Below are 18,180 nucleotides of genomic sequence, written 5' to 3'. Positions count from 1 at the left end.
GAAGGGAGCGGCTTAGTGAAAGGGCGTTCGATGGGACGCTGGCAGTTGGCCACCCGCCGCAAGTCGCTGGAGGCGGTGGTGGCCGACGGCGAGCGTGCCGGCCTGCATCGGCGGCTGGGCGCCGGCAGCCTGCTGGTGCTGGGCGTGGCCAACATTCTTGGCGCCGGCATCTATGTCGTCACCGGCACGGCGGCGGCCAGCTTCGCCGGTCCCGCCGTGGTGCTGGCCTTCGTGCTGGCGGCGTTGGCCTGCGGGTTCACCGGCCTGTGCTACGCGGAGCTGTCCTCGGTCATCCCGGTGTCGGGATCGGCGTATTCGTACTGCCAGGTGACCCTGGGCGAGGGTGCGGCGTGGGCGTTGGCGTGGATGGTGATCCTGGAGTATCTGCTGGCGGCCGCGGCGGTGGCGGCGGGGTTTGCCGGCTATCTCACCAGCCTGCTGGGTGATTGGCATGTCGCGGTACCGCTGGCGTTGGCCACTTCCAGCGTCACCGCCAGCCAGCAGGGCGGGCATACCGAGCTGGCGTTCAGCGGCGGCATCAATCTGGTCGCGATGTTGGCCGTGCTGGCCGCGGCGGCCGTGCAGATTGCCGGCGTGGGGCGCTCGGCCTGGGCGAACCTGGTGCTGGTGCTGATCAAGATCGCGGTGTTGCTGGCGTTCGTGGCGGTGGGTTCGCAGTTCATCGATGCGGCCAACTGGCGGCCGTTCCTTCCGCCGAACGAAGGCGGCTTTGCCTATGGCTGGCCTGGCGTACTGCGGGCGGCGGCGATGCTGTTCTTCGCCTACCTCGGGTTCGAGACCGTTTCGATGGCGGCCGCCGAAGCGCGCCAGCCGCGTCGGGATGTTCCGGTGGGCATCCTTGGTTCGCTGGTGGTCTGCACCGTTCTCTACATCGCCGCGGGCGCGGTGCTGACCGGCCTGGTGCCTTTCCGCGAACTCGGCGTGCCGGATCCGGTGGCGCTGGCGGTGGACCGCATCGGTTGGCCCGGCTTCGCGGTGCTGATCAAGATCGGGGCGCTGACCGGACTGGGCTCGGTGCTGCTGGCCAATGCCTACGGCGCCTCGCGTATCAGCCTGAGCATTGCGCGCGATGGCCTGCTGCCGACCTTCTTCACCCGCGTGCATCCGAAGCTGGGGACGCCCTGGCTGGCCAGCGTGGCCTTTGGCGCGGCCAGCGCGCTGCTGGCCGCGCTGCTGCCCATCACCATCTTGGGCGATTTGATCTGCCTGGGCATCGCCTCGGCCTTCATCGTGGTGTGCATCGCGGTGATGTGGCTGCGCTCCCGACGTCCGGACCTGCGCGGCGGTTTCCGTGTGCCGCTGGGCGGGGTGTGGATAGGCCGCACATGGATTGGCGTGGTCCCCGTGCTGGGCATCGTGATGTGCCTGGCGATGATGGCCCCGGTCCTGGGCGACATGGTGGCGCAGGTGCGGCGCGGTGATGTGCTGCCCGCCAGCATTCTGGTGGTTTACGTATTGGCAGGCGCCTCGCTTTATCTCGGTTATGGCCAGCGCCGCGCACGCCGGCAAGTCCAGGATTCCAACGCATGACCTCTCAAGCTTTTCCCCTGGCCCAGGCGCTGCAGCTGGGCTGCCTGGATGCGCACGATCAGTCCGCTTTGGTGCGTCGCGGTGAACTCTCGCCACGCGAGCTGACCGCCGCCGGCATCGTGCGCGCACGCCATCTCGATCCCACGCTGGGCGCGCTCAGCCATGCCGACTTCGAGGGCGCGCTGGATCGCGCCTCGCGCGTTTCTCCCGACGCGCCGATGGCCGGCGTGCCGTGGCTGCCGAAGGATTCGGTGCGCTATCCGGGCATGCCCACGCGTGGCGGCTCGCGTTCGCGCAGCAGTGTTCCGGCGACCGACGCGCCGCCCTTCGTCCAGCGGTTTGATGCGGCCGGACTGGTGGCGATTGGCAAGAGCGCCATGCCCGAGTTCGGTCTGATGGGATCCACCGAGCCCCTGCTCGGCCCGGTCACGCGCAATCCCTGGCGCCTGGATCATTCGCCCGGCGGTTCCAGCGGTGGCGCGGGCGCCGCGCTCGCCGCCGGCATCGTGCCATTGGCCCATGGCAGCGACGGCGCCGGGTCGATCCGCATTCCCGCCTCCGCCTGCGGTGTGGTCGGCCTGAAGCCGGGGCGCGGCGCCACGGTGGCGGTGCGTGGTCGTCATGCCATCGAGGATCTGATCGTGGCCGATAGCCTGATGTCGCGCAGTGTGCGCGACACGGCGTGGGCGTTCGCGGCCGCCTACCCGGATGCCGACTTCAGCGTGCAGGCGCTGACGCGCCCGCCCAGGCGTTTGCGAATCGGCGTGATTGACGCTTCCTTGCCCGGGTTGGCGCCCGATCCCGCGGTTTCCCGCGTGCTGGAGGATGTGATCGCGCTCTGTTCGTCGCTCGGCCACGAGGTCGAGACCACGCACTATCCGCTGCCCGGTTCTGATGTTTGGCAGGCGCTGTACACGCTGTGGTCCCGGCTTGGCCTGGATGCCGTGGAGATGGCGGCCGCGCAAGGCGGCGACGACTTCGCCGCCCGGTCGCTGGAGCCGTGGACGCACGGGCTCGCCCGCTACCATCGCACGCGTTGCGGCATGGCGGAGCTGGAACAGGCGTATGCGGTTGTGGCCGCGTTGCCCACCGCGTTCGCCGCACTTCATCAACATGTGGACGTATTGCTGACGCCAACGCTGCGCAGCCCGCCTCCCCCGCTAGGTGAATTGGCGCCGGATCGCGACTTCGAGGCACTGCTTCCCGCGATGTTCCATTGGATGAGCTATACCCCGCTGCAGAATCTGGCGGGCACGCCGGCGATATCGCTGCCGTTGGGGCAAAGCGATCGATTGCCGATTGGCGTGCAGTTCGCCGCCGATCGCGGGCAGGAGCCACTGCTGCTGCAACTGGCCGCCGAACTCGAACAGGCGGCGCCCTGGCATGGCCGTTGGCCTGATGTTTCCGCCGCCGCCGCAGTGAAGGAGATCCGCTGATGGGACATGCCCGTGACAGCCGCTACGCGGCGCGAACGCAGGACGACGTGCTGCGCCTGCTGGCCGTCCATCCGCTCGCCTGGCTTGTGTCATGCGGGGGCGAGGATGCCGCGTTCACGCCGCTTCCGTTGCGTGCGGAGTGCGACGCCGACGGCACGCTGGTGGCGCTGCGCGGCCATCTGGCCAAGCGCAATCCGCATGTCGCTCGCCTGCAGCGTGATGGCCGCGCGCAGGCACTAGTGATGGGGCCGCAGGCCTATGTGTCTCCCAGCTGGCTGGATGACCGCACCCAGGCGCCCAGCTGGAACTATGCCGCCGTGGCTTTCGACCTGGAGGTCACGGTGAGTTCGGACGAGGGCGACATCCGGACGGAACTCGAGGCGCTGACGGCGCAGATGGAGGCCGGTCGTCCGCGTGCCTGGTCGCTGGAGGAGATGGGCGAGCGCTATGCGCGATTGGCCTCGGGCGTTGTCGCGTTGCGTGGTTCGGTGCTGGAGGTGCAAGCCACCTTCAAGCTTGGCCAGGACGAAGCGCGGCATGACTTCGCTCAATTGCTGGCCGGGCTGGAAGCCGGTGGCGAGCACGCACTGGTCAACTGGATGCGGGATTTCGCCGGTGATGCGAAGGAGCGCGCATGAGCCGCAGCCTGGAGGCGCTGGACCCGCAGATCCGCCGTTTCATCGAAGACGTCTGCCGGGAAGGCGCGCGGCTGCGCGGTGGCCGCGCGCTGGACTGGCCCGAGCGCCGACTCATCGCGGCCCAGGCGCGCACGCCGTGGCGCGAAGGCGGTCCCCGCATGCTTGCCACCCGGGACTATCGCCTGCCCTCTGCGCACGGTGAGTTTGGTCTTCGCGTGTTGTATCCGCAGGTCATGGAGGCACCGCCCTCCCCCGCGCTGGTGTACTTGCATGGCGGCGGATGGTGCATGTTCGGACTCGATACGCATGACCGTCTTCTGCGGGAGTACGCCGACGCTTCGCGCCGGGTGGTGGTGGCAATCGACTACAGCCTGGCCCCCGAACATCCCTATCCGGCCGCGCTCGATCAGGTCGTCATTGCGCTGGATTGGTTGAAAGAGAACGGAGCGGAGGCGGGTATCGATACCCGGCACATTGCGTTGGGCGGTGATTCCGCTGGCGCCAATCTGGCCGTGGCGGCCGCGCTGCGCCTTCGCCAGGCCGGACAGCTGGCGCGCATATCGGCGTTGGTCCTCAACTATGGCGCCTGGACGCCGGTTCTATCCGCTGTCGCGCGCCAGAGCCTGGGGACGTCCGAGGACATGCTCAGCGGCGCGGAGATGGATGAGTTCTGGGCCGCGTATCTGGGGCCCGAGTCGGAGCGCACGGTCACTCCGCTGTCGGCGCCGCTTCTTGCGGAACTGCATGACCTGCCACCCGCCCTGCTGCTCTGGGGCGACCGTGACGTCCTGGCCGAACAGAACGCGGCGATGGCGCAACGGCTGCAACAGGCCGGCGTGCAGGTAAGCACCCACGTCTATCCCGGCGCGCCACACAGCTTCATCGAGGCGATGTCGGTCTCCGATCAGGCGCGCGACGCCATTGCCCGTGGGGCAGAATGGGTACGCCGACACACTCCTGTTTTCTCCTCGCAAGGACTCCCTGCATGAGGCCGATGCTTCACCGTCTGTTCGTCATCGGCCTGATGATGGCGGCTCTACCGACCTTGGCCTTGGCACAGGCGTCACCGGTGATCCCCACGCCGGACATGATCATGGCGCTCAAGATCGTCGGCGATCCGCAGATCGATCGCGAGGGCCGCTGGATCGCCTACACCGTGGGGACACCCCGGAGCCACGGGAAACGGCCGCTCAGCCGCATCTGGCGCGTGCCGGCGACGGGCAAAGGGGGCGCCCAGGAAGTCATCGCTCCCGAAGACGCCAACGAGGAACATCCACGATGGAGTGCGGACGGCCGCTACCTGTACTTCATCTCCACTCGACCTTCATCCGCGGCGGATGACTCCAAGGACGTGGCCGACGCCCAGGTGTGGCGGGTGGACGCGAACGGTGAAAATCCAACCGTCCTGACGCATTCGCCAGGTGATGTCAGTGCGTTCGAAGTCGCGCGCGACGGAAGCCGCATCGCCTATCTGGCTGCGGATGCACCCAGCGCCGCCACCGTCGCCGCGCGCGAGGCCAAGGATGACGCGGCGCTGGCGGATCACTCCACTCAGTTCTCACGCGTGTGGCTGCGTGACCTGGGCAACGGGGAAGCCCGGGCACTGACCGCGCCGGATCTCCAGGTTCACGACCTGGCCTGGTCCCCGGATGGGCGACGCCTTGCCATGCGGGTATCCCGTGGCACCACCCTCAATGACTATTGGTATCGCTCGCGCGTGGTGCTGATTGACGCCGATACCGGCGAGCTGGCCAGGGAACTGGAAGCACGCGCATCTGCGCATCCCCTGCAATGGTCGCCCGATGGAACGCGACTGCTCTATGGCCACCTGGGCGAGTACGGCATGGTCGCCGACGTCACCGTGCACGACCTCGGGAGTGATCGGAAGACGGTGTTGGCACCCGGCTGGAACGGCACGTTGTGGCTGGCGCGCTGGCAGGATGATCGCACCCTGCTGGGCTTGGGCCAGCGCGGTGTGCGGGGCGCGTTCCTGCGTCTGGATGCGACGACCGGCCAGTGGCGCGAAGTCGCACGCCCCCGGATTCCGTTTGCTTCATTCACCACGACGAGCACCGGTCGAAGCGCCTATCTGGGCATTCGCGACGACCAGCCCGCCGAGGTGTGGACCCTGGATGGCGGCACGCTCGCCGCGCGCACCGACACGCATCCGCAGGTCGCCGGATGGGCGCACGGCCAGGTGCGGGAACTGGCCTGGACGTCCTCGCGCGATGGCATGGGCATCACCGGCCTGCTGGTCACGCCGCCCGGCTGGAAACCCGGCACGCCGTTGCCCACGCTGGTGCAGGGCCATGGTGGCCCGGCCTGGGCCTGGTGGTCGGGCTGGCTGGGCTCCTGGCATGACTGGGCGCAGTTGCTGGCGACCCATGGCTATGCGGTGTTCCTGCCCAATCCACGCGGCTCGGAGGGCGGCGGCCACGCCTTCGCCGAAATGGCGCGTGGCGACTGGGGCGGCGGGGATTTCCAGGACATCCTCGATGGCCTGGACATGCTGGAAAAGGAAGGTGTGGTCGATCCTCAGCGACTGGCCATCGGCGGCTGGAGCTACGGGGGCTACATGGCGGCCTGGGCGGTCACGCAGAGCGACCGCTTCCGCACCGCGATCGTCGGCGCGGGCGTCATCGACATCGGCGCGATGGCGCTCACCACCGACACGCCCGACTATCTTCCAGGTTACTTCGGTGATCCGGTAACGCAGCGCACGCGCTATGACGCGCATTCGCCGATTCGTTACGCCGAACGGGTGAAAGTACCGGTGCTGATCCTGCATGGCGAAGAGGACAAGCGCGTGCCGCTGTCGCAGGGCGAGATGTTGCATCGCGCGCTCGTCTTCAACGGCACGCCGGTGACCCTGGTCACCTATCCGCGAGGACCGCACTGGTTCTTCGAAACCGCCCACGGTCGCGATGTCCAGCAACGTGTTCTGGACTGGCTGGATCGGCAACTGGGAATGGAGCGGTCCCCATGAGTTTCGGTATGGAGGTCGCCTTCATCGGGGGCGGGCACATGGCGCGCTGCCTGGTGGAGGGATTGCTGAGCCAGGGTCGGGACCCGGCACGGATCGCGGTGGCCGATCCCCTGGCGGCCACCCGCGATGCCTTGTCCACGCAGTTGCAGGTCCGCGTGTTCGAGCAGGGCATCGACGCGGTCGCCACCGCCGACTTGTGGGTGCTGGCAGTAAAACCACAGGTGGCGCGCGCGGTTTGCGAGGCGCTGGCCGGACAGGCGGCGCGGACGCGACCATTGGTCATCTCGGTCATGGCCGGCATCACCCATGCGCAGCTGAGGCAATGGCTGGGGATCGACACCCTCGTGCGCAGCATGCCGAATCAGCCTGCCGCCGTAGGCGCGGGAATCACCGCGCTGTATGCGGATCCCGCGCTGGACGTCACGTCGCGGACGATCGCCGAGGCGGTCTTCAGCAGCACTGGCACCACCGTCTGGATCGAGCACGAGACACAGATGGATATGGTCACCGCGATCTCCGGCAGTGGCCCGGCCTATCTGTACCGGTTGGCCGAAGCCATGGAGGGCGCCGCCTGCGCGCGCGATCTGCCGCCCGAGATCGCACACCATCTCGTGGTGCAAACCCTGCTGGGCGCCGCGCGCATGCTGCAGGTTTCGGAAAAATCACCTGCGCAACTGCGCGGACGGGTCACCTCTCCCGGCGGCACCACCGAGGCGGCCATCCAGACCCTGGAAAATGGCGGTTGGGCGAAGCTGATCGATGAGGCCGTGGACGCCGCGCATGCGCGCGGACGCGTGCTGGCCGAACAGTTTGGTTGAAGCGGGGAAGCGGCCCACTTCCGTGGGTTGATACCTGGCCCGCTCATTCGCGGGCGCGCGCTCCAGGGCGAATGTCGCCGCTACCTTCCGGGCAAGCTATCGACCGAGGGTGACCGTAGGCCGGTTGACGAGCCGCGTCAGCCACTGCGCTGTCTCCACTCAAGGCAACTTCACCGGCGCGCGGAGCGTTTGCCTTTTCCCTCGCCGCGTTGCGTGGTTGCGTGACCCTGCGCGAACTCCGGGAAGGTCTCCGCCAAACTATCCGCATCCGGCAGGATGTAGAACACGCCGCCCCGCTCGAACGTCGACTGGATGATTTTCTCGTAAAACTCCGGCGAGACGTTGATGCAGCCGTGAGTAACGCGGTTGTCGTCCGGGGTAGGCGATGCAAGGCGTTCGGCGCGTTTCTCGGCAGGGACGCCCGTGGCGGTCGGGTGGATGGAGACGGCGGACTCGTAGTCCACCCACAGCACGCGCCCGGCGTCGATGGACGGACCGAAACCGCCGACAAAGCGGCCCGCGGGCGTCGTGCGATCCCGACCCGGAATCTCGCGCAGCGCGAGGCCGGCGATGCCGGGAGCGGTATGGTCGCCGACCGCCGAGCCAAACAGCCCGGGCGCCGCGCCACGAAGCCGGCCATCGCCACCGAACACCAGCACCTGTGCGGCGGCCTTGTCGATGACCGCGAACGGATAGCCCTGGTTGTCCTTGCTTGCGACGACCCAGCCCGCGAGTTCGATCACCGTGTCGGACACTTCCTGGCCTTTCGGAAGCTCGTCGACGGCGGCGACCGGTTGCGCGTCGGCCTGCCTGGCGCTGGCCACGCCGATGTTCGCGAATGCCAGCGTCAGCGCCAGCGCGCCATAGACGGCCCGGATCGCGGTGTGTATGCACGTACGAATGGGATGATTCCTTGGAAGAACGAAAACGGGATGAATATTCAAGGAGACCGGTGGCCCGCGAAGGCCACCCGGTCCCGGTTCAAATCGTTCGTCGCGACTAGGCGGGAGCGATTAACCGCGCGGCGCGCGACGCGGCGCCGTTTCGAGCTTCTGCACGCGGCTTTCCATCTGATCCAACCGCTGGTTGGCCTGCTGCGCGGACTGATTGGCGGATTCGGCGCTCTGGGCCGCACTCTGCACCTTCGTATCGAGCTGATCGAGGCGCGAGTTGATTCCCGCAAACTCGTCGTCATAGGTGGCGCAACCGGCAAGGCCCGCGGTCGCGACGATCGCCACGGCGAACATGCGTGCCATTGCCGGAAGTTGTTTGGTCGTAAACATTCCACTCTCCTTTCTCTAGGGGTCTCGAAATATACCGGCCATTTGGCCGAGCTCATCAGCAGCCTTCAGCTGACATTGGCGTACGTCGATGCAGCGTGAAGATGGGGAACTACCGAGCGCTGGAAGCTTGAATCCGCCCGCCTTCGCGGAAGATTCGCGGCACTTTATCCGCCACCACCTTAATCGCGTCCAGACAGTCGACAGGCATTCTTGCGAGGCGTCATTACGCACGATGCGTAATTTCCGCTCCAGTTCGAACGCGGATATCGCACCAGCGAATCAAGATGCTGTTACCGATGGAGAATCGGAGCCGCCCACTGCGAAGAGCCCGAGATCGGTTCTTGCCGATTCACCCGCTCCGAGTGGGAACATTTATTTTGTCGAGCGGCTATTTCGCCTCATGGGCGCAGCTGGCACGCGGGTCCTTCCACGCCTTCATGGCGTGGCACGCAAGTCGTCGATTCAAGAGGAAAGGCGTCGCGTCATTGCCAGCTTGCGCCAAGACGCGCGACACACCCGAAGCGCGCTTTGGTGGGCCCACCAGGACTCGAACCTGGAACCAAAGGATTATGAGTCCTCTGCTCTAACCATTGAGCTATAGGCCCGCTGCCGGGCCATTGTAGCGGGGGACGGGTGCGGAAACGAAGAACCCGCCTTTCGGCGGGTTCTTCGTTTGCTCGATTTGCCTGCTGGCTGGAATCAGTCGATGTCCAGGAAGCTGCGCAGCTGCTCGGATCGGCTGGGATGGCGCAGCTTGCGCAGGGCCTTGGCCTCTATCTGGCGGATGCGCTCGCGTGTGACGTCGAACTGCTTGCCCACTTCTTCCAGGGTGTGATCGGTGTTCATGTCGATGCCGAAGCGCATGCGCAGCACCTTGGCTTCCCGCGGGGTCAGGCCGGCCAGCACGTCACGGACGGTTTCCTGCAGGTTGATGTTGGTGGTGTTGTCGATCGGGGACTCCACGTTGGTGTCCTCGATGAAGTCGCCCAGGTGGGAATCCTCGTCGTCGCCGATCGGGGTTTCCATGGAGATGGGCTCCTTGGCGATCTTCATGACCTTGCGGATCTTGTCCTCGGGCATGTCCATTTCCTTGGCCAGTTCCTCCGGGGTGGCCTCGCGGCCGTACTGCTGGAGCATCTGGCGGGAAATGCGGTTCAACTTGTTGATCGTCTCGATCATGTGCACCGGGATGCGGATGGTGCGCGCCTGGTCGGCGATCGAGCGGGTGATCGCCTGGCGGATCCACCAGGTGGCGTAGGTCGAGAACTTGTAGCCGCGGCGGTATTCGAACTTGTCCACGGCCTTCATCAGGCCGATGTTGCCTTCCTGGATGAGGTCGAGGAACTGCAGGCCGCGGTTGGTGTACTTCTTGGCGATGGAGATCACCAGGCGCAGGTTGGCCTCGACCATCTCCTTCTTGGCCTTGCGGGCCTTGGCTTCGCCGTAGGCCATGGCGCGGCTGATTTCCTTGATCTCGGCCAGCGGCAGGTGCATCGCCTGTTCGACGGCGATGGTGGCTTCCTGCTCGGCGATGATCTGGTCCTTGACCTCGCGCAGGCCGGAGGACCACTTCTGCTTGCGCTTGAGGACCTCGTCCACCCAGCCCAGGTTGGTCTGGTTGCCTTCCCAGGCGCGCAGGAAGTCCTTGCGCGGCATCTTGGCGATGTTGGCCGACAGGTGCATCACGCGGCGCTCGTGGTCCTTGATCTCGTTGACCACGTCGCGCAGCTTGCGAACCAGGGTGTCGGTCAGGGCCAGCGGCAGCTTGAGGGTGACGAAGACCTCGGCCATCTCGGTGCGGATCTTGGTGACGGCCTTGTTGTCCGGGCCGTTCTTGGCATGCGCCTTCTTGAACTTGGCGTAGCCGTCGGCCAGTGCCTGCATGCGGCGGGCGACTTCTTCCGGATCCGGACCGGTGGGCGCCGCCTCTTCGGCCGCGTCGTCACCGCTGTCGTCGTCGTCATCGTCGCTGTCGGCGTCGCTGTCGGAGGCCTCGACGGCTTCCGGAACCTCTTCCGCCGGTTCCTCGACGTCGTTGAAGCCGACCACGACTTCGGCCAGGCGCTTCTTGCCGGTCTTGTGCAGTTCGTACTCTTCCAGCAGCAGTTCGATCGACCACGGGAAGTTGCCGAGCGAGGCCTGGACCTGGCCCAGGCCTTCCTCGATGCGCTTGGCGATGGCGATTTCGCCTTCGCGGGTCAGCAGCTCGACGGTGCCCATTTCGCGCATGTACATGCGCACCGGGTCGGTGGTGCGGCCACCTTCGGTGTCGAGCGAGGTCAGCGCGGCGGCGGCTTCCTCGGCCGCGGTCTCGTCGACTTCGCGACCGCCGGTGTTGCCGTCGGACAGCAGCAGGGTTTCGGCATCGGGGGCGACTTCATGGACGTCGATGCCCATGCCGTTGATCATGCCGATGATGTCTTCGATCTGTTCCGGATCGACCAGGTCGTCCGGCAGGTGATCGTTGACTTCGGCGTAGGTCAGGTAGCCCTGCTCAAGACCCTTGCTGATCAGCAGCTTGATTTCAGATTGTTGGGCAGGACGTTCGTTGGCCATGGAGGTTGCGCCACCGGCATGAATGGAGGAAGGAACCTAGTATTATACCAGCCCGGACCACCCCTCGTCCCTGAAAACCACGGTGGGGACGCTGTGTCCGCCCGTCTTAACGTCAGGGGCGGAGCAGGAAGGTCACGGGCCCGTCATTGACCAGGCTGACGACCATATGGGCACCGAAACGCCCGGTTTCCACCCCTGGCGCGTGTTTTTGCCGGCAGATTTCGACCAACCGGTTGAATCCCCGTTCAGCCTCCTCCGGCGGGGCGGCGGTGGTGAAGCTGGGACGCATCCCGGAGCGGGTGTCGGCGGCCAGGGTGAACTGGCTGACCAGCAGCAGGCCGCCACCGGTATCGGCCAGGGAGCGGTTCATCTTTCCGGCTTCATCGGCGAATACCCGGTAGCCCAGCAGGCGCTCGGCCATGCGCTGGAACTGCGGCTCGGCATCGCCCGGCTCCACCGCCACCAGGGCCAGCAGACCGCCACCAATGGCGCCCACGGTTTCGTCGTCCACGGTCACCGACGCCCGGGTGACCCGCTGTATCAAGGCAAGCATGCGGCCATGCTCGCGGCCCGGCCGGTCATGGTCAACCGCTAGACTGATCACGATGAAGCCGCAGACCACCGCCCTCCTCCTCTACACCGCCATCGCCTGGTTCATGCGCCTGCCCTGGCCGCTGCTGCGGTGGCTGGGGGATCGGCTGGCGTGGCTGTGGCTGCGCACCGACGCCCGCGAGAGCCGGGTGGCCCGGCGCAATCTGGAACTGGCCTTCCCCGGCCTGGGCGAGCGCGAGCGCCAGGCGCTGCACCGGGCCATCCTGCGCGCCACCACCCGCCAGCTGATGGAAACCCTGCGCTTCTGGACCCAGCCGCACGCGCGGAACCTGGCCTGCCTGCGCGAGCTGCACGGCGCCGAGCTGTACGACCAGGCCCGCGCCGCCGGCCGCAGCGTGATCATCGCCGCGCCCCACTATGGCAACTGGGAACTGCTGAACCAGTGGCTGGCCTCGCGCGGGCCGTACGCGTTCGTGTACCGGGTGCCGGAATCGCCGGTGGGCGACGCCTTCCTGCTGCGCGCGCGCGGCGCGGCCAACATCACCCAGGTCCGTGCCGAAGGGCCGGCGGTGCGCCAGTTGTGGAAGCAGCTCAAGGACGGCGGCGTGGTGGCGATCCTGCCGGACCAGCAGCCCAAGGCCGGCGACGGCGAGTTCGCGCCGTTCTTCGGCGTGCAGGCGCTGACCATGACGCTGCTGTCGCGGCTGGCCGAGCGCACCGGCGCGGTGGTGCTGTTCGCCTGGTGCGAGCGGATCGGCGACGGCCCGGATTTCGCCCTGCACATCGAACCGGCCGAGCCGGCCATCGCCGATCCGGATCCGGTGGTGGCGGTGACCGCGCTCAACACCGGCGTGGAGCGGATCGCGCGCCGCGATCCGGCCCAGTACCAGTGGACGTACAAACGCTATACCCTGCGGCCACCGGGCAGCGGCGAGGACAATCCTTACCTCTGAACCCGCGTGACGATTCGAACGCGACAAGGGGAAGACATGCGTGCAATGGGATTGTGGCTGGCGCTGTGGGCGGCGCCGGCGCTGGCGGCGGGCGACGATCTGGCCGAAATGAACGCGGTCAGCCGCGCGTGGGACCGCTATGCGGAGCTGGTAAACGCGAACAAGCCCGAAAGCACGGATCTGCTGGCGGCCTCCAGCTTCACCCATTTCACTTTCCTGCGCGATGCCGCGCTGTACGCCTCGGCCGACCAGCTGCGGCGCCTGCCTTCCGATGATCGGATCAAGGCCTACCTGCTGCGCGCCACCCAGGATGAGGCCGCGCTGAAGAAGATGGACGGCGTCGCGGTGGCGCGCCTGTTCGCCAGCAAGGGCTGGATCTCGGTGCGCAGCGACGAGCAGGAGGGCCCCGTCTCGCTGACCCACGTGACCATCACCGGCGATCACGCCGTCTCCGAGCTGGGCCCGCCGACCGAGAACAATTTCCAGTTCGGTCCGGACTTCGTGCGCGAAAAGGATGGCTGGAAGTACCGGCTGGAATCCTCGGCGCTGGCCGCGTCTGCGGCCTTCGATCAGTCCGCCACCAACGCCGGCGTCAGCGCCACCCAGATGACCGAGTTCGTGCTCGGCCGGATCCTGGAAGCCGAGCCGCCGCGGCTGGCGGTGCTGGATCGCGCGCCGGTGGACGATGCCGCCGCGCGCATCCGCCTCAACGAACAGTGGCCGGATTACGACAGCGTGTTCCGCTTCCGGGTGGAGGCGCTGTGGCGCAAGGCCGAGGCCGAGGACGGCCTGGCCCAGCTGGCGCTGGGTTCGATGATGCTGGACGAAAATCCACAGTACGTGCAGCGCGATCCCAAGCAGGCGCTGGAATGGCTGGAACGCGCCAGCAACAACGGCAACACGCGCGCGGCGATGTACACCGTCGGCCTGCTGATGCAGGACGCCTCGCAGTTCGGCGACGCGCTGTATCGCCGCGCGCTGCCGCACGTGCAACGCGCGGCCAACGCGTCCAACGGCATGGCGATGCTGGAGCTTTCGCGCTTTTACGTCGAAGGCCTGGCCGGCCTTCCGCGCGACTGCCGGCAGGCGGCCGACTGGCAGGCCCGCGCGGAGGAAGCCGGCATCGAGCACGCGCGCAACGAACAGGTATGGACGCTGGCGACCTGCCCGATTCCCGGACAGCGCGATCCGGCGCGCGCGCTGGAACTGGCGAAGTTCATGATGGAGCGCAAGGACAAGCTCTCCGCCAGCGAACTGGACACCGTGGCCGCGGCGCTGGCGGCCAACCGGCGCTTCGACGAGGCCGTCGCCTACCAGAATGAAGCCATCGAAAAGGTGCCTGCCGAGATCACCGACCGCAAGGCGCAGGCCGCGACTGTCAAGCGCATGCGCCAGCGGCTGGGCGACTATCGCAAGGGCAAGGATTACGTGCTCGACTACAACCTCTACGACGAAGCCAAAGAAGGGAAGTACCGGTGAGCGAACTCCCCGCCGATGCGTCGATCACCACGCCGGACATCGCGTCCGGCTGGCAGCCCGTGCCACCGCGCGGTGGCGTGCTGGCGGCCCTGGGCGGCGCGATGATCGGCATTCCGCTGGCGGTGGGCGCCGCGTTCGTCAGCCAGGCCTCCGGCTGGCTGTCGCCTTGGCTGGCCGCGCCGGCCGTGCTGCTGATCGGCGCGGTGCTGTGCGGCTGGTTGAGCCTGCGCCGGCACCTGCGCACGCGCTGGAAGCTGGATGAGTCCGGTTTCGCGGTACGACGCGGCAACTGGTGGCAGAGCGAAACGCACGTGCCGATTTCGCGCGTGCAGCACCTGGACCTGAAACGTGGTCCGCTGGAACGCGGCATGGGCCTGGCGACACTCGTGGTGCACACCGCCGGCACCCGCCAGGCCACGGTCAGCGTGCAGGCGATGGATGCGGCCGACGCCGAACGCCTGCGCGATCGGCTGGCCCGGCAGCTCGATGTCGACGACGCGCTGTGAGCGTTTCCGAACCACCTCCCCTTCCGTCCGCCGATGATCTGCCGATGGCGGTGGAGCAGCGGCTGCATCCCTGGTCCTGGCTGTTCGTGCTGGTACAGCAGCTCAAGCAGTTCATCCTGCCGCTGATCGCGCTGGTCGTGTTCGGAGGACGCGGCGATCCGGACAACCTGTGGGCCAACCTGGGCCCGGTGATCGCGGTGGGCGTGCTGGTGGTGGTGTCGGTGATCCAGTACTTCACCTACCGCTACCGGATCGGCCGCGACGGCCTGACCATCCGCAGCGGCTGGCTGCATCGCAGCCTGCGCGAGATTCCGTTCGCGCGCATCCACAACGTGGGCATCCATCAGTCGCTGCTGCATCGCCTGTTCCAGGTGGCCGAAGTGCGGCTGGAATCGGCCGGTGGACAGAAGCCCGAAGCGGAGATGCGGGTGCTGAGCCTGTCGGCGGCCAACGCGCTGGAGAACCTGATCCGGCATCGCGGCCAGGCCATGCCGGACGCGCCAGGCGATACCCCGGCGATGCCCGCTCCGAACACGTTGCTGGCGCTGCCGGTGATGGAAGTGATCCGGCTGGGACTGGCGTCCAATCGCGGCATGGTGGTGGTCGCGGCGGCGTTCGGCCTGGCCTGGCAGGTGCTGCCTGACAGGATGATGGCGCGGCTGGTGCAGCGCTATTCACGCGAAGCCCTCGGCTATGCGAGCCATCTGGAATGGAGTTGGCAGAGCGGCGTGCTCGCGGCGCTGGGGATTCTGGCGCTGGTGTTGGTGCTGACCCGGCTGCTGTCGGTGCTGCTCGCGCTGGTGCAGTTCCATGGCTTTCGCCTGAGCGAGGCCGATCGCCGCCTGACCGTCGAACGTGGCCTGCTGACCCGCCTGCGCAACAGCGTGTCGCGCCGACGCATCCAGGCCTGGACCCTGCGCGAAGGCGTGGTGCAACGCTGGTTGAAGCGACGCAGCCTGCACATCGACACCGCGGTGGCCAGCCGCGTCGACCATGACGACGGCCGCGCGCTGAAGGTGCTGGCGCCGATCGCCCAGCCCGAAACCTGCGATGCCCTCGTCCGCCATCTGCTGCCGCATTCGGCGTGGCCGCCCGCGCAGTGGCAATCGATGCCGATGCGGGCGGCATGGCGGCTGTGGTTGCCGGGGATGATCCTCACCCCGCTGCTGGCGATCGCGCTGTGGTTCGCGGTCGGCGCCTGGGCCAGCCTGGCGCTGCTGCTCTGGCCGCTGACCGGTTGGTCCGCCTGGCAGAACGCGCGCCGCTCCGGCTACGCCGTCGGCGAGGAGCTGATTGCCGTGCGCGGGGGCTGGTGGTGGCGCTGGTGGCGCTTCGCCGAGGTCGACAAACTGCAGGTATTGCGGCTGAGCCGCACGCCGTTGGATCGGAGGCTGGGCACCGCCACGCTGTGGCTGGACACCGCGGGGGATCGCGGCCTGAGCCCGCCGCTGCGGCTGCGCTTCCTGCCCGAGGCCGAAGTGCGGGCCATCTACCTGCGCCTGACCGATACCCTCGCCCGCCGCCGCCTGCGCTGGTGAGCGCTCAGCGCGCGGCCGGCCCCCAGTAACCCAGGTCCTTGCGGATCTGCAGCGCGCGCAACAGGCTGCCGAACGGCTTGCGCGCCAGCGGGCCCAGTTCGCCACGCAGCAGGCGCTCGGTGGCGATCATCACCCGCTGCGAGGAATGGCCGTCGTGGTACGGGTGGATCGCGGTGGCGTAGTTGGCCAGCGCGGCGTGCAATGCGTCATCCGGCACGAACGCGCGCGCCAGCATCTCCGCCAGGCGCGCCGGATCGTCGAAGTCGATCATGTGCGGCTTGGGCGCGCGGTTGCGGAAGGTCACCACCGGCTTGCGCTGGACCACGAACTCGCTGACCACCGAGGTGGTATCGGCGACCAGCACGTCGGCCGCGCGCTCGGCGCTGATCAGGTCCTCGGTCTCGACGAACACGGCGTTCGCCCCGGCCAGCGCGCGGTAGCGCGCGAACAGGTCCGGCGCGCACTTGGGGTGCAGGGTCAGCAGCCAGAAGCGTTCACCGGTCGCCACCTGCGCGGCGATGGCGTCGTACAGGTGCGGGGCCGCGCTCAGGCGTTCGGTGAAGGTCGACGCGAACATCACCACCGGCCGCCCGTTGGCCTGCGCGCGCCATTGCCGGACCCGCGCGTCCTCCGGCCCGAACAGCGGATCCAGCTTGGGCCAGCCGGTCTCGACCACCTTGAAGTGACCGGCCTCACGGGCGAGCGCCTCGAACGACACGGTGGTCGCGGGCCCCTGCGTGCAGTACAGGTCGAACATGCCGCGCACCCGGAAATGGCCGCGCGCGGCATCGCGCTTCTCCACGTTGAAGCCATGGAACAGCTGCACCTTGGCGCCGGACACGAAGGTCGGCACCCAGTTGGCGGCGCTGAACACCGCGCGCGGGCGCAGGTCCACGGCGTGGCGCGCGTGTTCGATCATCCGCACCGGCGCGGGCAGCCGCGAGCCGGCGGCACCATCGACGAACCAGGCGTGCGTGTCGTGTCCGGCGGCTTGCAGCGCATCGGCCAGCGGCTGCAAGATGGGCAGCGCATAGCGTTCCGTCGCAAACAACAGGTAATCCGCCATCAACGCCTCCTCGAACCACCGGGTCCCGATTTCGGCCTGCATTATCGCGTTTAACGAAGCGGACCGCATCGGCGATTGCCTGGCCTCGCTGGCGTTCTGCGACGAGGTCGTGGTGGTGGATTCGTATTCCACCGATGCCACGGTGGCGATCGCGCAGGCGGCTGGCGCGCGGGTGCTGCAGCGGGCATTCGACGGCTTCCGTAGCCAGAAGCAGTTCGCGATCGAACAGGCCAGCCACGACTGGGTGCTGTGCCTGGATGCGGACGAGCGCGTGGACGACACGCTGCGCGCGGCCATCGAATCGGCGCGTGGCGCGGGCTTCGACGGCGCCGCCGGCTACCGGTTCGCCCGGCTGTCGGATTACTTCGGCCGCTTCCTGCGCCACGGCAACGCCTATCCGGATCGGGTACTGCGCCTGTTCGATCGCCGCCGTGGCGGCTGGCGCGGCAAGCGCGAGGTGCATGAGGCCGCCAGCGTGGACGGTGCGGTGAAGACCCTGCGCGGGGACCTGATCCATTACCCGTACCGATCGCTCGAACAGCAACTGCTCAAGACCCAGCGTTACGCGCGGATGATGGCCGAGCACGATTTCGCGCGCGGCAAGCGCGCCACCCTGGCCAAGCTGGTGCTGTCGCCGGCCTGGCGTTTCTGGCGCGGCTACCTGCTGCGCGGTGGCTTCCTCGACGGCTGGCATGGCCTGATCTACGCCTACGTGCGCGCCAACTACGTGCGCCAGAAGACCATCATGCTGTGGTTGCTGCAGACCGGGCAGCCGGTCGTCACCCCCGTTTCCCCCGAACCTCCGAACAAGGCCTGAC

Annotated in this window: 16 protein-coding genes and 1 tRNA gene; 11 read left to right on the top strand and 6 right to left on the bottom strand. The window is 67.6% G+C overall.

Features of this window, described 5'->3' with window-relative positions:
- Positions 1 to 15: 15 nt before the first annotated feature.
- Genes FG323_RS13580 through proC form a run of 6 tightly spaced genes read left to right on the top strand, consistent with a single transcriptional unit; the run spans position 16 to position 7,429 of the window.
- A complete protein-coding gene (locus FG323_RS13580) occupies positions 16 to 1,551 on the top strand; it encodes an amino acid permease (protein ID WP_255470179.1) in 1,536 nt (511 codons plus the stop codon).
- Complete coding sequence (locus FG323_RS13575; RefSeq protein ID WP_141455197.1) at positions 1,548 to 2,987, top strand: amidase family protein; 1,440 nt, start codon at positions 1,548 to 1,550, stop codon at positions 2,985 to 2,987. The genes FG323_RS13580 and FG323_RS13575 overlap by 4 nt, the downstream gene beginning before the upstream one ends.
- Entirely contained in the window at positions 2,987 to 3,625 is a 639-nt protein-coding gene (locus FG323_RS13570; RefSeq protein WP_141455196.1) for an FMN-binding negative transcriptional regulator, read from the top strand. The genes FG323_RS13575 and FG323_RS13570 overlap by 1 nt, the downstream gene beginning before the upstream one ends.
- Entirely contained in the window at positions 3,622 to 4,614 is a 993-nt protein-coding gene (locus FG323_RS13565; RefSeq protein ID WP_141455195.1) for an alpha/beta hydrolase, read from the top strand. Before FG323_RS13570 ends, FG323_RS13565 begins: the two co-directional genes overlap by 4 nt.
- Positions 4,611 to 6,611 carry a S9 family peptidase gene (locus tag FG323_RS13560; RefSeq protein ID WP_255470178.1) on the top strand — a complete coding sequence of 667 codons (2,001 nt, stop codon included), beginning with the start codon at positions 4,611 to 4,613 and terminating at the stop codon, positions 6,609 to 6,611. Before FG323_RS13565 ends, FG323_RS13560 begins: the two co-directional genes overlap by 4 nt.
- On the top strand, positions 6,608 to 7,429 hold the full coding sequence (gene proC, locus FG323_RS13555; protein ID WP_141455194.1) for a pyrroline-5-carboxylate reductase: 822 nt from the start codon (positions 6,608 to 6,610) through the stop codon (positions 7,427 to 7,429). Before FG323_RS13560 ends, proC begins: the two co-directional genes overlap by 4 nt.
- A gap of 170 nt (positions 7,430 to 7,599) precedes the next feature.
- On the opposite strand, the gene FG323_RS13550 is transcribed toward proC, so the two are convergent.
- The 5 genes from FG323_RS13550 to dtd form a co-directional block, all read right to left on the bottom strand.
- Positions 7,600 to 8,280 (bottom strand): L,D-transpeptidase, encoded by a 681-nt coding sequence (locus FG323_RS13550; protein ID WP_141455318.1) that lies wholly within the window; start codon positions 8,278 to 8,280, stop codon positions 7,600 to 7,602.
- A gap of 162 nt (positions 8,281 to 8,442) precedes the next feature.
- Positions 8,443 to 8,712, bottom strand: a complete 270-nt coding sequence (locus FG323_RS13545; protein WP_141455193.1) for a hypothetical protein — start codon at positions 8,710 to 8,712, stop codon at positions 8,443 to 8,445.
- A gap of 529 nt (positions 8,713 to 9,241) precedes the next feature.
- Positions 9,242 to 9,317, bottom strand: a tRNA-Ile gene (locus FG323_RS13540).
- A 94-nt stretch (positions 9,318 to 9,411) separates the two neighbouring features.
- A complete protein-coding gene (gene rpoD, locus FG323_RS13535; RefSeq protein ID WP_141455192.1) occupies positions 9,412 to 11,268 on the bottom strand; it encodes an RNA polymerase sigma factor RpoD in 1,857 nt (618 codons plus the stop codon).
- Positions 11,269 to 11,380: 112 nt separating this feature from the next.
- The gene (gene dtd / locus FG323_RS13530; protein WP_141455191.1) at positions 11,381 to 11,821 is read right to left on the bottom strand and encodes a D-aminoacyl-tRNA deacylase; all 441 of its coding nucleotides are present in this window, start codon (positions 11,819 to 11,821) and stop codon (positions 11,381 to 11,383) included.
- Positions 11,822 to 11,873: 52 nt separating this feature from the next.
- Between dtd and FG323_RS13525 the strand changes: the two genes are divergently transcribed.
- From FG323_RS13525 to FG323_RS13510, 4 genes are read left to right on the top strand one after another with little or no spacing between them, the layout of a single operon-like run.
- On the top strand, positions 11,874 to 12,773 hold the full coding sequence (locus tag FG323_RS13525) for a lauroyl acyltransferase (protein ID WP_141455190.1): 900 nt from the start codon (positions 11,874 to 11,876) through the stop codon (positions 12,771 to 12,773).
- 36 nt (positions 12,774 to 12,809) lie between these two features.
- Positions 12,810 to 14,252, top strand: coding sequence for an SEL1-like repeat protein (locus FG323_RS13520; RefSeq protein ID WP_141455189.1), 1,443 nt, complete (start codon positions 12,810 to 12,812; stop codon positions 14,250 to 14,252).
- The gene (locus FG323_RS13515) at positions 14,249 to 14,758 is read left to right on the top strand and encodes a PH domain-containing protein (RefSeq protein ID WP_255470177.1); all 510 of its coding nucleotides are present in this window, start codon (positions 14,249 to 14,251) and stop codon (positions 14,756 to 14,758) included. Before FG323_RS13520 ends, FG323_RS13515 begins: the two co-directional genes overlap by 4 nt.
- A gap of 44 nt (positions 14,759 to 14,802) precedes the next feature.
- Complete coding sequence (locus FG323_RS13510; RefSeq protein ID WP_141455313.1) at positions 14,803 to 16,296, top strand: PH domain-containing protein; 1,494 nt, start codon at positions 14,803 to 14,805, stop codon at positions 16,294 to 16,296.
- 4 nt (positions 16,297 to 16,300) lie between these two features.
- On the opposite strand, the gene FG323_RS13505 is transcribed toward FG323_RS13510, so the two are convergent.
- Complete coding sequence (locus FG323_RS13505; RefSeq protein WP_181444241.1) at positions 16,301 to 17,365, bottom strand: CDP-glycerol glycerophosphotransferase family protein; 1,065 nt, start codon at positions 17,363 to 17,365, stop codon at positions 16,301 to 16,303.
- On the opposite strand from FG323_RS13505, the gene FG323_RS13500 reads away from it, so the two are divergent.
- Positions 17,361 to 18,179 (top strand): glycosyltransferase family 2 protein, encoded by an 819-nt coding sequence (locus FG323_RS13500; RefSeq protein WP_141455187.1) that lies wholly within the window; start codon positions 17,361 to 17,363, stop codon positions 18,177 to 18,179. The genes FG323_RS13505 and FG323_RS13500 overlap by 5 nt on opposite strands.
- The last annotated feature ends 1 nt before the right edge of the window (position 18,180 follow it).

The organism is Pseudoxanthomonas sp. z9, from assembly GCF_006542425.1.
Classification (GTDB): domain Bacteria; phylum Pseudomonadota; class Gammaproteobacteria; order Xanthomonadales; family Xanthomonadaceae; genus Pseudoxanthomonas_A.
Note: the sequence above shows the minus strand (reverse complement) of the source record. Positions and strands in the feature narration are given on the sequence as shown.